Raw genomic sequence first — 13,421 nt, 5'->3', positions numbered from 1 at the left:
CACGGACGGGGCCCGGGCCCCGTGCAGAGGCAGAGGTGCGTTCTTTTACTGGGGGTCAGCGGAGGTGTGGAACCACGGCGGGTAGACCGCTACCTTGGGCTTGAACGCGCTGGCTTTCAGGATGCCGCGCACGGTCTGGCGCACATTGTCGTTGCACACGCCGATGAGCGTGATCAGTTCCATCGGCACCGCGTCGGGCACGAGCAGCTCGGCTTCGAGAAGCATGGTGCCGTCGGTCTCGGCGCGCAGGGTCTGCAGCATGCGCTCGGCGGTGGCCGGTGTGGCACCGAACCGGGTAAGCGTTCCGGCAGCGTCACCGTTGGTGACGGCGACCAGGCTGGGAAGGATGGGGGTCTCGTCATCGTCGGCGTCAGCGGGCGCCGCGGCGAGGGCCGCGAGCCCGTCGTTAATCGTCTTGACCGTACTCACGAGCATGACGAAGTCGAAGGCTTCCGAGCCGTGGGCGTCGAGAGCGAGGCGCGGGTCTGCCTGCTCAGCGCGAATGTTCTCCCATACGGTCGCATTGGGCGACAGAAAAAACGGCACGTACTCGGCCACGCTGCGGTCAGCTTCGGTAACACGGGCGTCCCGACGGGTTTCACGCGTCGCCGCCGTCGAGATGTCGACCGCAGGAGGGGCGGTGAGTGCCGCGTTGGCAGACAGGTGACCGTCCCGCAGAATCGACGCGAGGTTGCTGATGTGGGTGAGGTGATATACCCGCTGCTCGTCGACGTTGTCGGTCGAGGCTTTCTCGGCCCGTACCGGGCGGGGGGCGCCAGCGGCGCGAACCGGGCGAGCCGTGCGGGCGGGCGGAGTGGCAGCCGTCGGCAACGGGTCGCGCAGGGAGGACAGCTTCGGGGCGCGGGTCTTCTTTACCGGCGCCACAGGCTCAGTGACAACTTTGGGATAACACAGGGCACACAATTGGCCCTCGAGTCCGTGGATACATTCGTCGTCCAAGAGGCAAAACCTTTCGTTTCGCGGCTCGCGTCACCCGGAAAAGCCGAACGTGCATACCGCCTGTCAACGTTACGTTCATTTGGGTGGTGGCGATGACCGTTCTTAGTTTCGGCACCAGAACCTGAAGGATTCGCCTGGGCGCGCCAGCGCCTGTCAGATGCTGAAGTCGACGCCCTCGGCGGATACCGAGGCCGTTTCTGCGGGACTAACGATGTGGTGCTCGACATCCGTTTGCATCATTTGCTCGTCGGGGTAGGTGGCCGTCACGAGAATGGGCATATGGTCGGACGTACCCTGCGGCAACGTTTCGACGTTGGTGATGGCCAGCCCCATCGAGGTCGCAAGGTCGAAGTGCCCGCGAAAGAACTTGTAGCGGGTGTAGGTGCGCGTGTCGCTGAGCGTGAGATCGTAGCCGGACTGGTTCACCTTGTTGCCGAGCTTGCCCTGAAAAATCGGGTAGTTGTAGTCGCCGACCATGAGGGTGGGTAGGCCTGGTCCGAGCAGGCCCAACTCTTCGTGGGCGGTGCGGATCTGGTTGCGGCGCAGGGAATTGAGTGCGGTCAACGGCGCGGCGTGAAAGGATGCGACGACAATCTCCCGCTGCGCCACATTGTCGATGAGTCGGGTGGCGATCAGTCGCTCGTGGGCGGGGGCGGCAAGACGATCGTGCAGGGACTTCTTGAGCGCGAAGGTCTGGGTCTTGATCGCCGTGTAACGGTCCCTGTTGTAGTAGATAGCGAGGCCGAGCCGGTTACGCCGGGTGGAATCGGCCAAGTGCAGGTTGCCGACCTCGGCCGGTAGGTCGATGGTGTTGCATTCCTGCAGGCAGAGAATGTTGGGACTGTAACGCTCGGCCAAGGCGACGAGTTCGCCGCTGGCACGATTCTTGCGGAGGTTGTAACTAATGACCCTCATGGCACCCGTCTCAGACTTGATGGCTATGTCTCCAGCCTACGACTCTCACCGCGGTCGAAATTGAACATCCGGGGTCAGTTGACACATGCGCAGGTGGCATCCAGCCTGCCGACTCACCGATCAGGGGCTAGCCGGCGCCGACAATGAACAGCGTCGCGATGAAGACGAGGCCGGCCGCAAGAAAGGTGATCGTCGTGTAGCCGAGGATGTCACGCATCTTCAACCCGGCGATGGCCAACAATGGCAGGGCCCAGAACGGCTGGATCATGTTGGTCCACTGGTCACCGTAGGAGACGGCCATGATGGCGACCGAGGGGTCGACGCCGAGGCGCTCAGCCGCATCGAGCATGATCGGGCCCTGCACGGCGAACTGGCCGCCGCCGGAGGGTACGAAGAAGTTCACCAGTCCGGCCGCGAGCAAGGCCATCACGCCGAAGGTGGCCGGGGTCGACACGTTGACGAAGAAGTCGGAGAACACGCCGATCAGGCCAGAACCGACCATCATGCCGAGAATGCCAGCGTAGAGCGGGAACTGCAGCAGAATATCGCCGACGTTCGACGCGGCATCTTTGGTCAGCCGAATGAGTTCGAACGGGTTGCGCACGAGCAGAAAGACGAGCGCGAGGAACGACCAGTTGACGATGTCGAGGGTGAGGGTTCCCCCCTCGACGAAGTGAATCACGAGGTAGGCCACGAGAGCGAGGCCCACGATCAGGGTCAGGATGCGACTGGCGTCCAGCCGGTCAGCCGGCGTTACAACGGGTTCCTGGGCGACAGTCTTCTCGCGGGCGTCAACCTCGAGCACGAATACCGGGGCGTTCCGGCGCGGGGCCACCAGCGCCAGGGCGAGCGCCACGACCACGATGGTGGCGATGGCCGCCGTGATGTTCCAGACGGAGAATGTCGTATCGGCCAGAGAGACGGTGCGGCCGATCTGCTCGGCCAGAAAGGATCCCCCTGTGGCCGCGGTCAGCGGTCCCGATCCCGAGTAACCCATATGCCAGATCACGAAGCCGGAGTATCCGGCAGCAACCAGCAACGGGAAGTGCACCGGAACGCCCTTGGCCCGAAGCTGGAACGCCACCTCCTTGGCGAGTAAACCGCCCACCACGAGGCCAAGGCCCCAGGTGATGAGACAGGCCACTGCGGCGACCGTGAACACGAAGACATAGGCCTGTATTGCCGTGCGCGGCAGGCCGCCGAGCCGCACGAGTAGCCGGTGCACCGGGGTCGTGTTGGCCAGAATGTGCCCGAGCAGCAGCACGAGCGCCATCTGCGTCATGAAGGCGAGCAGCCCGGCCAGTCCGTCACCCCAGCTGCGTACGACGTCAATGGGGGTGGAATCGGTGAGGATGAGGGCGAGAACGGCCACGATCACGGTCAGTGCGATCACGAATACCAAAGCACTCGGGATGAAGCGTTCCACGAGCGAGTTGATCGGGCGCATGAACGCGGCGACCGGTCCGGTGGCGCGTTTGGCGGTGACAGTTGACACGAGGGTCCCCCTGAGTTGCTACAACATTGTGGCTCAGGGCGTCTGCACTGACCCTGTAAAGGTAGCCGGCGGGTCGTCTACTCCCCCGGCGGGGCACACAGCGCGCGGGCGAAACGTAGACTTGACCGGTCGAAGCGCGCCTTCGGCAAATTGAGGGAGCTGCATGACCCAGAACGACATCGTTCTCATTCGCCACGGCCAGACGGAGTGGAGCATCTCCGGCCAGCACACCGGCCGTACCGACGTTCCACTGACCGATTTCGGTCGCCAACAAGCGGATGCCCTCGGCGAGATGCTCGACGGTGAACACTTCGACCGGGTCTATTCGAGCCCCCTCGTGCGGGCCTGGGAAACGATGGAACGGGCCGGCTACGCGAGCCAGGGCGTGGCGAGCGATGACGTGCTGGAGTGGGATTACGGGGTGTATGAGGGTCGCCGCACCGTGGACATCCGCTCGGAAATTGCCGGGTGGACGGTGTGGGGCAACCCGATTCCGGGGGGCGAATCCGTCGACGAGGTGGGCGCACGCGCCGACCTCGCCATTGAGAAATGCCTCGCCGCCGAGGGCCGCGTGGCCATCTTTGCCCACGGACACTTTCTGCGCATCATGACCGCCCGTTGGATGGGGTTGCCCGCCGTCGCCGGCAAGGGCCTCAGCCTCGGCACGGCCACCGTCTCGACGCTCGGATGGGAGCGCGAGAATCGCGTGCTGCAGATGTGGAACGACGCCTGCCACCTGAGCTCGATGGACCCCGTGGTCTAATTTGTACCCCGTTCTTTTCGGGGTGTCGCACGGCCTGGATTCAGACCACCGGAACCCAGGTTCCTTTGACCCGCTCCGTCACGAGCGACGCCCGCAGCTCGGCAACACTCCGCAGGTCGGCCACCACGTTGCCGCCGATCTGCAGGGCCGACGCCGCGTCATCCGCTGTGAAACGCACGATGACCCGAGCTGCGCCGGCGACAATGGTGAGGTCGGAGGCCTCCACGGTCGTGAACTCGGCGACCTTGGCTGCGGCGCGCGGCACGACCGAGGCGGGCGCGGTTCCCGGGTGCAGGGAGTCGATACTCATGGTGACGCGATAAGAAGGCATGGTTTCAGGGTACGGGTACTGCTTTACTGAACGGGTCCCTCATCCCTCAAGTTCGGAGACCCATGACCTTCACGGCCACGATCGTTGCCCAGGTGCAGTACACCAAGCCCGACGCCCTCTGGGCGATCGCCACCGCTCTCAGCACCAAGGTTGAGAACCCGACCGGTGCGAACGCGTTCATCGCCCTGCCCGAACAGGGTCGGGTCGAGGTGGAGATTCCCAAGTTCGGCGAGAGCCTGCCGCTGACCATCGACGTAGTGGACGCGCGCAGCCAGGCCGAGGCACGGGCATCCGCTCAGAACATTCTGGACCTGCTCGAGCAGTCCGCTGGCTGGCAGGTCGACCACCTCACCGACTAGAACGGATGCCCGCCCACCGGCACCAGGAACACGACCTCCGGCCAAACGGGCGGCACTCCTTATGGGGTAACTGACAGCTCACGGACCGACATGGAGTGTCGGACGTGTCTGTCAGTGTTGAATCATGTCAACTTCACAGCCAACTCCAAGCACCACTCCCGCTCCGGATGCGAGCGGAATCCCCTTTCCAGCACCGGCCACACCGTCTAACGGCATGGGCACCGCAGCACTGATCATTGGAATTGTCGCCTTCGTCGGCGCGTTCATTCCGTTCATCAACTACGGCTCAGGACTCCTCGCGATTGTCGGTGTGGTGCTCGGAGCGATCGCGCTGACCCGCAAGGCCAAAGCGCGGCGCAGTGCGCTCATCGGACTCATTGTCTCGGCGGTCGCCGTGCTCCTGTCGATCATTCTGGCCATCGCCTACACTGCGAGCTTCATCAACGCCGTCGACGACAGCCTCGGCACTGCCATCAGCGCACCCGCTGCCAGCGACGCTTCGAGCGACGATGCTGCCGACGAGGCGCCGGCAGCCGGCTCCGACGTCGGTACCCGGGAGAACCCGGCCCCGCTCGGTTCAGTCGTCGAGCTCTCCAGTGGCGGATCCCCGGAGTACGAGGTCACCCTCGGCGCATCGAACCTCGCGGCAAATGACATCATTGCCGCCGAGAACCAGTTCAATGACGCCCCGGCAGCGGGCTTCCAGTACGCGATGATCCCGGTCACCGTCACCTACAAGGGCACCGAGACCGGAACGCCGTGGATCGACGTGACCGTCGAATTCGTGTCGGCCGCAGGAACCACCCACACCACGTCGGACACGCTTGCTGTCGGCCCGGCACCGTCGATGATGGACATCAACGACCTCTACCCCGATGCCAGCGGCACCGGAAACGTAGTCATTGCCATCCCGACGGCCGATGCAGCACTCGGCACGTGGACGGTCTCGACGATTTTCGGCGACACGTACTTCTTCGCTGCACAGTAACGAAGCCCCAACCAGCAAGTGAGACGGCGCGAGTGCTTGCTCGCGCCGTCTTTTGCACCCAGGTTCGCTGAATGCGGATGCCCACCCGCGCCACACAGGCACGCCACCTAGGATCACTCCTATGACTGAAACTGCTGCCACCCCACCGCGCATCACGATGTTCGGAGCGGAGTGGTGCGGCGACTGCCGTCGTTCTAAGTCACTGCTCGATCGCCTCGAGGTGGACTACGACTACGTCGACCTGCTGCTGGTCGAGGATGGCGCCGAACGTGCCCGTGCCATCAGCGGCCGCACCAACATTCCCGTCATCGTTTTTCCCGACGACACACACCTCGTCGAACCGAGCGACGCCGAGGTGCGCACCAAGCTCACCCAGCTCGGCCGCATCAGCTGACCGGGCGTCACCCAACGCACCCCCGTGCTACTGTCAGAAATCGCAGATACCAATGGGGGGTCGCAACCATGCACGCAACTGTCACGCCGTCGACGCGACGCATTCCTATTTCGCTGTGGGTCAGCGCCGCACTCTTCCTGCTCTACAGCGTGCTCGGAGTCGCCGTCTGCGTTGACGTGCGCAACAATGCGATCAGTATCTTTGCCCTGCTGACGGTGTCTCCGCTGATGTTCGTGGGCATGGTCGTGTCGGTGATCGACATCGTGCGCACCCGCAAGCGCGGTGACGCAGACCAGGCCTACATCCGGCTGCAGTGGATCGGCCTCGCGCTCATGGTCGCGGCGATGCCGCTCTGGATGGCCATCGCCCTCGCCATCTCCGCGCTGCCCTAGCCAGCGACGGGTTCGAGTGCCGCGACCTTAGGCCGGGCGTCAGTCTCGCTTTCGCTGAGTTCCTTCGTGCAGAAGAACCAGTCCTGACAGGTGCGCTGATCTTCGTCGGCACCGCCCACGCGCTCCTTAGCCGTTCCACCGGAGCCGGGCAGCGGCATAATGACGGGCTCTCCCGGGATCCAGTCTGCGGGCGTCGCGACCTGAAATTCATCGGCCGTCTGTAGCGCGCCCAGAGGATGGCCGAGGCCACCGCAACAACGCTCGTTCGCGTGGAGCGTCACTCTGACGTGTTAGCGCGGTTCCTAACTGCGGAGATTCTCGACACGGGCCCTGTGCAGAGTGCTCTTGCGGATTATTGCCACGAAATCTCCGCAGTTATGAACAGTATGGTTCGTAGACCGACTCGAAGAGGGCGCCCCGCACTCGGGGCGCCCTCATCTGGCGCTGTTAGCGGCGCACGATGGATCGCAGCAGACGCACGGCCACCGAAAGCGACGCCATGTCGTCTTGCGCGAGGGAGTTGACCTCCTCGAACACGCTGCGTGCCCGGCCGAGTTGTTCGGCGTTGAGCGCTTCCCAGGCGAGGAGGCGCTCGTCGGCAGTGCCGGCATCCGTTTCGTCGAGCACGGAGCGGGCCATGTCGGCGACGGTCGAGTAGAGGTCGTCGCGCAGGGCGGCGCGGGCGAGGGCTTGCCAGCGGTCCTTGCGCGGCAGCTTCGTGATGCGCTCCAGCAGGTTATCGACACCGAAACGGTTGTAGACCGTGTAGTAGATGGCGGCGACCTCGGTGACCGGCACGTTGGCCCGCGCGGCGACCTTGGCCACGTCGAGCAGCGCGTAAGCCTCGAACAGCTCCGACCAGCGGCGACCGAGGTCGTCGGGCAGGCCCCACTCCCTGGCCTTGTCCTCCTGCGTTTCCAGGCGCCCCCGGTCGGTGCCCTGCAGGTACTCACCGAGATGCTCGCGCATGAGTGCAATCTGCGGCTGGTACTTGGCAATCACCGCACCGACCGGCATGTTGCCGCCGTGATTGACCTGCCAGCGCACGGCCCGGTCGAGCAGCCGGCGAATGTCGAGGTGAATCGCCGTCCACTTTTCGGTCGGGAACGATGACGGCAGAGCGTTGAGCTCGTCAACCATCGTGTCGATGTCGAAGATCTCGCGAAGGGCCACGAAGGCGCGCGCGATCGTCGCCTGGCTGGCCGAGGTCTCTTCCATCGTGCGAAAGGCGAAGGTGATGCCACCGAGGTTGATCATGTCATTTGCTACGACGGTCGCGATGATCTCCCGGCGAAGCGGATGCGTGTCGAGCTCTGCATCGAAACGCTGGGACAGCTGGGTTGGAAAGTAGCGGCGCAGGGTGCGACCGAACCAGGGGTCGTCGGCCAGATCACTGTCGCGCAGCGCGGTGGCCAGCTCGATTTTGGCGTAGGCGGCTAGCACACTCAACTCGGGGCTGGTCAGGCCCTGTCCGCGGTCGAGACGCTCCCGCAGCGTGGCCGTCGTCGGCAGGGCCTCCAGCTCGCGCTGCAGGTCTCCCGATTCTTCGAGCCAGTTCATGAGGCGTTCGTAGCTCGGGCTCCAGTTGTTTACGAGCACCCGGTCGTTGAGCAGCAGAATGTTCTGGTCGACGTTGTCCACCAGAACCAGACGCCCCACCTCATCGGTCATCTCGGCGAGGAACTCGGCCCGCTCTGCGGGGTCGAGCTTGCCGGCGGCGACCATGCGATCGACGAAAATCTTGATGTTGACTTCATGGTCTGAGCAGTCAACGCCGGCCGAATTGTCGATGGCGTCGGTGTTGAGGATCACGCCGGCGAGTGCGGCTTCGATGCGGCCGAGCTGGGTGAAGCCGAGGTTGCCGCCCTCCCCCACGACCTTGACCCGCAGGTCCCTGCCGTCGACACGGATGCCATCGTTCGCCTTGTCGCCAACCTGCGCTGCCGTTTCGGTGCTGGCCTTCACGTAGGTGCCGATGCCGCCGTTGTAGAGCAGGTCGGTGGGTGCCAGCAGAATGGCCCGCAGCAGTTCGGGCGGGCTCAGCTGGGTGGTGCTCTCGGGCAGGCCGAGCACGACCCGCACCTCGTTCGAGATCGGAACGACCTTGGCCTGGCGCGGAAAGACGCCGCCGCCGGCGCTGATCAGGTCGGTCGAATAGTCCGCCCACGACGAGCGCGGCAGTTCGAACAGTCGGGCCCGTTCGGCGAAAGAGAGCGCCGGGTCGGGGTTGGGATCGAGAAAAATGTGCCGGTGATCGAAGGCCGCGACGAGCTTCGTGTGCTCCGACAGCAGCATGCCGTTGCCGAACACATCGCCGGACATGTCGCCGACACCGACAACGGTGAAATCTTCGGTCTGGGTGTCAACGCCGAGTTCGCTGAAGTGGCGTTTGACCGACTCCCAGGCGCCCCGGGCGGTGATGCCCATCTCCTTGTGGTCGTAACCGACCGAGCCACCGGAGGCGAACGCGTCGCCGAGCCAGAAACCATACTCGGCGGCCAGCCCGTTGGCGATGTCCGAGAACGACGCTGTGCCCTTGTCGGCGGCGACGACCAGGTAGCTGTCGTCATCATCATGGCGCACCACGCGGTGCGGTGCCACGACATGCTCACCGTCGGTTTCGGCGACCAGGTTGTCGGTGAGGTCGAGCAGGCCACGAATGAAGGTTTTGTAGCTGTCGATGCCCTCCGCCATCCAGGCCGCACGATCGATGCCGGGGTCGGGAAGCTTCTTGGCGAAGAATCCGCCCTTGGCGCCGGTCGGCACGATGACGGCGTTCTTGACCGTTTGCGCCTTGACCAGGCCGAGCACCTCGGTGCGAAAGTCTTCGCGGCGGTCCGACCAGCGCAGCCCACCGCGGGCAACCTTGCCAAAGCGCAGGTGCACGCCCTCCACCCGCGGCGAATACACCCAAATCTCGTACATGGGCTTGGGCGAGGGCATCTGCTCGATCTGGGACGGGTCGAGCTTGATGCTCAGGTACGGCTTGTACTGAAAAAAGTTCGTGCGCAGCGACGCTTCGATCAGGGTGATCAGCGTGCGCAGCACGCGGTCGGCGTCGAGGGTGGCAACCTGCTCCATCGCGACCCGCAGCTGTTCGCGCACGTCGGCGACGCGGAGCATCCGCTCGTCGTCGGCGAGGTCGGGGTCGAACCGGGCCTCGAACAGGGCGACGAGGCCGCCCGTGACGGCCGGGTTGGCCAGCAGTGCGTTGGCGACGAAGCCGTAGGAGTTGGTGTTGCCGATCTGACGGAGGTACTTGGCGTAGCTGCGCAGAATGACCACGCGATGCCAGGGCAAGCCGTCTTGCAAGACCAGGCGGTCGAGGCTGTCGGATTCGATGGCCCCGCTGATGGCTGCGCCGAAAGAATCGGCCAGCAGCGTGCCGGTCGACACCGGGTCGACTCCGGCCGGGTAGTGCAGTCCGAAGTCGTAGAGGTAGAAGCTGCGCCCGTCGGCGGTCTGGATTTCGAACGGTACCTCATCGAGCACCTCGATCCCCAGGTTCTGCAGAAAGGGCAGAATCTGGCTGAGGCTTTTCGGTTCGGTCATGTACAGCTTGATTCGAGCGTCTTCGGCGGGGTCGCCAGCCGTCTTGGGCAGGTAGACGTGCAGTCCCGGACGGGTATGTGCGTCAGCGGATGCCCCCACCTGCGCGGCGCACGCCTCGAACCGTCCGATGTCTTCGAGGGCGTCGGTGATTTCGTAATCGATCCGGTAGCTGTCGGGAAAAGCGTCGGCCCACACGCCGGACAAGCGCTCGGCTTCTTCGACCGAGTGCGTTTCGCGCAGTTCGTCGCTGATGCCCTCTGGCCAGGACCGCACGGCCATGGCCAGTCGGTGTTCCAGCGCGGCGGCATCGACCGTGTCAGCCGAGATCTCCTTGGGCAAGCGGATGCGATAGAACAATCGCGCCAGCGCGGATTCGGTCATGCGTGCTTCGAAGTCGAGCGATTCCGAGTTGAACGTCTCCTGCAGCTCTTTCTCAATGCGCAGCCGCACGGCGGTGTTGTAGCGGTCACGCGGCAGGTAGACGAGCGCCGACATGAAACGGCCGTAGATGTCGGGTCGCAGGAACAGTCGGGTGCGGCGACGTTCCTGCAGACGCTGGATGGCGAGCGATGCGGTGACGAGGGCGGGCACCTCGATCTGGAAGAGCTCGTCACGCGGGTAGGTTTCCATGATGCCGAGCAGATCCTTGCCGCTGTGCGACTCGAGTGGAAAGCCCACCTCGGTCATGACGGCGTTGACCTTTTCGCGCAGCACCGGCACGGCGGTGACCGAGCTGGTGTAGGCACTCGCAGCGAACAGTCCGATGAAGCGCTGCTCCCCGTTGACCTGACCGTTAGCGTCGAAGCTCTTGATGCCGATGTAGTCGAAGTAGGCGGGGCGGTGCACGGTGGACCGGGAGTTGGCCTTGGTGATGACCAGGGCAGTGCGCTCGCGCGCCTTCTGCCGGCCGGCATCCGTCAGGTGCTGGATCTGGTGCCGATCGTCGGCGGAACGCAGCAGGCCGAGGCCGCTGCCCTCAATGAGGGTGAGAACGTCTTCGCCGCCGAGCGTCGCGAGGTTGTATTCGCGGTAACCGAGAAAGGTGAAGTTGCCCTCGTCGAGCCAGTGCAGCAGCTGTTGGGTCTGGTGGAGGTCTTTGATCTGCTCGGCGCCGTTGATCGAATCGAGGGCGTTGGCGATCTGCATGGCCTTGGTGCGCATGAGCGGCCAGTCGGCGACGGCAGCGCGCACGTCGCCGAGAACGGCGGTGAGCCCGGCGATAAGGCTGGCCTGTTCTTCCTCGCTGGCCGTGTCGATCTCGATGGCGATCCAGGATTCGAGGTGCGAGGCGTCATCACCGGTCGCGATGAGGTGTGCAATGTTGGGCATGGCCGAGGTATCACCGCTTGAAACGCCAGCGCTGGCCGGAATGCGGTTGATGTCGACCAGATCGTTGGTGGCTTTGCTGCGGGCCACGATCAGCAGGGGGTGCACGACCAGGTGGATGGCCGAATGCTGGCGCACGAGTTCGGCCGTGACCGAGTCCACGAGAAATGGCATGTCGTCGGTGACGATATAGACGACGCTGCGACCGGATTCATTACGAATCTCGATTGTGGCCGTCTTCGGTACCCGACGCTGCGCGACCTGCCAGTGCGCGCGCGCGCGCGATTCGAGAAGCTCCGGGGTGTACGTCGCCGCATCCTCGCCTGTTAGATGCTCGTAGTAATCAACTATGAACGTTTCGAGCGTGGGATCTGAAGGGAACAGATCCGTTCGGGTGAAACCAGACGACATCGAAAAACGCCTCCATAAGAGATAGGTGTGCGGGCTCCCGCGACGGGCACGTCGGTGTGCCGCGCCGTATTTATTCAGCCGAGCCCTCGCTTGCCCATCGTAGCGCCGCGCCCTGCGCCTCGGCCGGCCGCCGCAGAACCTGCGGCCAGCCGTGACGAAACAGCCTGCTCCTCGTCGATTCGGTCGTGACCGGGGCATAAACCGCCCACGACGATCGAGATCAGTACCAGCCGACGGCCTGCGAATGCGACCAGGCTGCGCACGGCGTTCCGTAGGAGGAGGCCTTGATGTAGCCGAGCCCCCAACTGATCTGCGTGGTCGCGTTGGTGGCCCAGTCGGTGCCTGCCGAGGCCATCTTGCTGCCGGGCAGCGCCTGCGGAATTCCGGTCGCGCCGCTGCTTGAGTTCATGGCCGCATAGTTCCAGCCGGATTCCTTCTGCCAGAGCCGGTCGAGGCAGCTGAACTGGTCCTCGCCCCAGCCGTACTGTGCGGCGGCCATCGAGCGTGCCGTGGCGCGTGCGCCGTCGACGCTGTTGCCCCCGGCGAGCGATTCCACGCGAGCGGCTTCGGCTGCAACTTCTGCGGCAGCAGCGGCTGCTGCGGCAGCAGCGGCCGCCTCAGCGGCAGCGCGGTCAACTTCGGCCGTGGCTGCAGCAACCGACGCGGTCTGGGTTTTCGCCTCGGCCGTGAGGTCTTCGACCTGGTCGATCGGCAAAATGTTGTAGCTGGCGAGCGAGCTGGCTACCGAGGTGAGGGCCGTGGAATCCACCTTGCTGACGCTGGCAGCGATGACCAGGTTGGCGGCGCTCAGGGCAGCGTATGCGTTGTCGCGGGTGATCGACTCGCCGCGCGCAGCGTAAAAGTCGAGCTGGTCGCTCTGCCGGCCCGAGGTTTCGGCCAGTGCCGTCGTGGCGGCGATGCTGTCCTGCCTGGCATCGGCGGACTGGGCGGCGAATCCGCTTCCGGCGACGAGGCCGGCGATAACGAGTGCGGCACCGGTGGCAACTGCAATCTCGTGCCGGCGGGTGCGTGGTTTGCGGGGCTTTCGGTGGCTTCGGGTGGCAAGGTGGGCACGGGGCGTTTCAGTGTTTTTTGGGCGCATGTCCTTCATCTGGCGCGAATGATGGACGCTAGGTACGCCCGTTCGCTGGGTTTTTGGCCCGTGCACTTCGGGGTGGCTCGGGCGAGTCCGCCAGCATGCCCGGAGTTTTTGAATGAATCCTCACGATATTCTCCGAATCCGCTGACTTTCGGTCACGCCGGCGCTGCCGTGCAATAATTTGCGACCCGTGACAGGTTGGCCGCCGCTTGGAATTCAGTTACTAACCTGATCAAGTGCGTATTAGCCGTTAGATTCAGCCGGCTGGAGTGCTGCAGAGCTGGTTCAAAATGGCCCAGACTAATTCTGCGCTGACGTGGGTCATCACGGTCGGCGAGACGCCAGCGGTCGCACTCTCGCTCGAACCCTGAGAGCCTCACGACCAACTGCAAGGTGTCATCCGTCACAAGCGAATGCCGCAGACCCGGCCGGTTCA

Annotated in this window: 12 protein-coding genes; 5 read left to right on the top strand and 7 right to left on the bottom strand. The window is 64.4% G+C overall.

The features are described 5' to 3' along the window. Window positions 1-45 precede the first annotated feature (45 nt). The 3 genes from QMK31_RS14150 to QMK31_RS14140 all read right to left on the bottom strand — a co-directional run bounded on the left by QMK31_RS14150 (window position 46) and on the right by QMK31_RS14140 (window position 3,322). The gene (locus QMK31_RS14150; protein WP_283501595.1) at window positions 46-885 is read right to left on the bottom strand and encodes a DarT ssDNA thymidine ADP-ribosyltransferase family protein; all 840 of its coding nucleotides are present in this window, start codon (window positions 883-885) and stop codon (window positions 46-48) included. A 228-nt stretch (window positions 886-1,113) separates the two neighbouring features. After that, the gene (locus tag QMK31_RS14145; protein WP_283501594.1) at window positions 1,114-1,875 is read right to left on the bottom strand and encodes an endonuclease/exonuclease/phosphatase family protein; all 762 of its coding nucleotides are present in this window, start codon (window positions 1,873-1,875) and stop codon (window positions 1,114-1,116) included. 127 nt (window positions 1,876-2,002) lie between these two features. Then, window positions 2,003-3,322 carry a short-chain fatty acid transporter gene (locus QMK31_RS14140; RefSeq protein WP_283501808.1) on the bottom strand — a complete coding sequence of 440 codons (1,320 nt, stop codon included), beginning with the start codon at window positions 3,320-3,322 and terminating at the stop codon, window positions 2,003-2,005. 211 nt (window positions 3,323-3,533) lie between these two features. On the opposite strand from QMK31_RS14140, the gene QMK31_RS14135 reads away from it, so the two are divergent. Further along, complete coding sequence (locus QMK31_RS14135) at window positions 3,534-4,133, top strand: histidine phosphatase family protein (RefSeq protein ID WP_283501593.1); 600 nt, start codon at window positions 3,534-3,536, stop codon at window positions 4,131-4,133. Between the two features lie 40 nt (window positions 4,134-4,173). Here the strand turns inward: QMK31_RS14135 and QMK31_RS14130 are convergent, their stop codons facing one another. Further along, entirely contained in the window at window positions 4,174-4,464 is a 291-nt protein-coding gene (locus QMK31_RS14130) for a hypothetical protein (RefSeq protein ID WP_283501592.1), read from the bottom strand. Window positions 4,465-4,526: 62 nt separating this feature from the next. On the opposite strand from QMK31_RS14130, the gene QMK31_RS14125 reads away from it, so the two are divergent. The 4 genes from QMK31_RS14125 to QMK31_RS14110 all read left to right on the top strand — a co-directional run bounded on the left by QMK31_RS14125 (window position 4,527) and on the right by QMK31_RS14110 (window position 6,597). Continuing rightward, entirely contained in the window at window positions 4,527-4,823 is a 297-nt protein-coding gene (locus QMK31_RS14125; RefSeq protein ID WP_283501591.1) for a hypothetical protein, read from the top strand. A gap of 124 nt (window positions 4,824-4,947) precedes the next feature. Then, window positions 4,948-5,811, top strand: coding sequence for a DUF4190 domain-containing protein (locus tag QMK31_RS14120; protein ID WP_283501590.1), 864 nt, complete (start codon window positions 4,948-4,950; stop codon window positions 5,809-5,811). Window positions 5,812-5,932: 121 nt separating this feature from the next. Beyond that, window positions 5,933-6,205, top strand: coding sequence for a glutaredoxin family protein (locus QMK31_RS14115; RefSeq protein WP_283501589.1), 273 nt, complete (start codon window positions 5,933-5,935; stop codon window positions 6,203-6,205). A gap of 68 nt (window positions 6,206-6,273) precedes the next feature. Then, complete coding sequence (locus QMK31_RS14110; RefSeq protein ID WP_283501588.1) at window positions 6,274-6,597, top strand: hypothetical protein; 324 nt, start codon at window positions 6,274-6,276, stop codon at window positions 6,595-6,597. Here the strand turns inward: QMK31_RS14110 and QMK31_RS14105 are convergent. From QMK31_RS14105 to QMK31_RS14095, 3 genes are all read right to left on the bottom strand, one after another. Next, on the bottom strand, window positions 6,594-6,878 hold the full coding sequence (locus QMK31_RS14105; RefSeq protein ID WP_283501587.1) for a peroxiredoxin: 285 nt from the start codon (window positions 6,876-6,878) through the stop codon (window positions 6,594-6,596). The genes QMK31_RS14110 and QMK31_RS14105 overlap by 4 nt on opposite strands. Window positions 6,879-7,044: 166 nt before the next feature. Beyond that, window positions 7,045-11,886 (bottom strand): NAD-glutamate dehydrogenase, encoded by a 4,842-nt coding sequence (locus QMK31_RS14100; protein ID WP_283501586.1) that lies wholly within the window; start codon window positions 11,884-11,886, stop codon window positions 7,045-7,047. Window positions 11,887-12,106: 220 nt separating this feature from the next. Continuing rightward, entirely contained in the window at window positions 12,107-12,988 is an 882-nt protein-coding gene (locus QMK31_RS14095) for an aggregation-promoting factor C-terminal-like domain-containing protein (RefSeq protein ID WP_283501585.1), read from the bottom strand. Window positions 12,989-13,421 lie beyond the last annotated feature (433 nt).

Origin of the sequence: Cryobacterium sp. PH31-O1, from assembly GCF_030063455.1 — a bacterium.
In the GTDB taxonomy this organism is placed as follows: Bacteria; Actinomycetota; Actinomycetes; order Actinomycetales; family Microbacteriaceae; genus Cryobacterium.
Note: the sequence above shows the minus strand (reverse complement) of the source record. Positions and strands in the feature narration are given on the sequence as shown.

Bases quoted from the DNA above. Each gene is read 5' to 3' on its own strand.
- QMK31_RS14100 (WP_283501586.1), bottom strand. From the start codon at position 11,886: ATGTCGTCTGGTTTCACCCGAACGGATCTGTTCCCTTCAGATCCCACG.
- QMK31_RS14140 (WP_283501808.1), bottom strand. From the start codon at position 3,322: ATGCGCCCGATCAACTCGCTCGTGGAACGCTTCATCCCGAGTGCTTTG.
- QMK31_RS14120 (WP_283501590.1), top strand. From the start codon at position 4,948: ATGTCAACTTCACAGCCAACTCCAAGCACCACTCCCGCTCCGGATGCG.
- QMK31_RS14125 (WP_283501591.1), top strand. From the start codon at position 4,527: ATGACCTTCACGGCCACGATCGTTGCCCAGGTGCAGTACACCAAGCCC.
- QMK31_RS14130 (WP_283501592.1), bottom strand. From the start codon at position 4,464: ATGCCTTCTTATCGCGTCACCATGAGTATCGACTCCCTGCACCCGGGA.
- QMK31_RS14095 (WP_283501585.1), bottom strand. From the start codon at position 12,988: ATGCGCCCAAAAAACACTGAAACGCCCCGTGCCCACCTTGCCACCCGA.
- QMK31_RS14115 (WP_283501589.1), top strand. From the start codon at position 5,933: ATGACTGAAACTGCTGCCACCCCACCGCGCATCACGATGTTCGGAGCG.
- QMK31_RS14110 (WP_283501588.1), top strand. From the start codon at position 6,274: ATGCACGCAACTGTCACGCCGTCGACGCGACGCATTCCTATTTCGCTG.
- QMK31_RS14145 (WP_283501594.1), bottom strand. From the start codon at position 1,875: ATGAGGGTCATTAGTTACAACCTCCGCAAGAATCGTGCCAGCGGCGAA.
- QMK31_RS14135 (WP_283501593.1), top strand. From the start codon at position 3,534: ATGACCCAGAACGACATCGTTCTCATTCGCCACGGCCAGACGGAGTGG.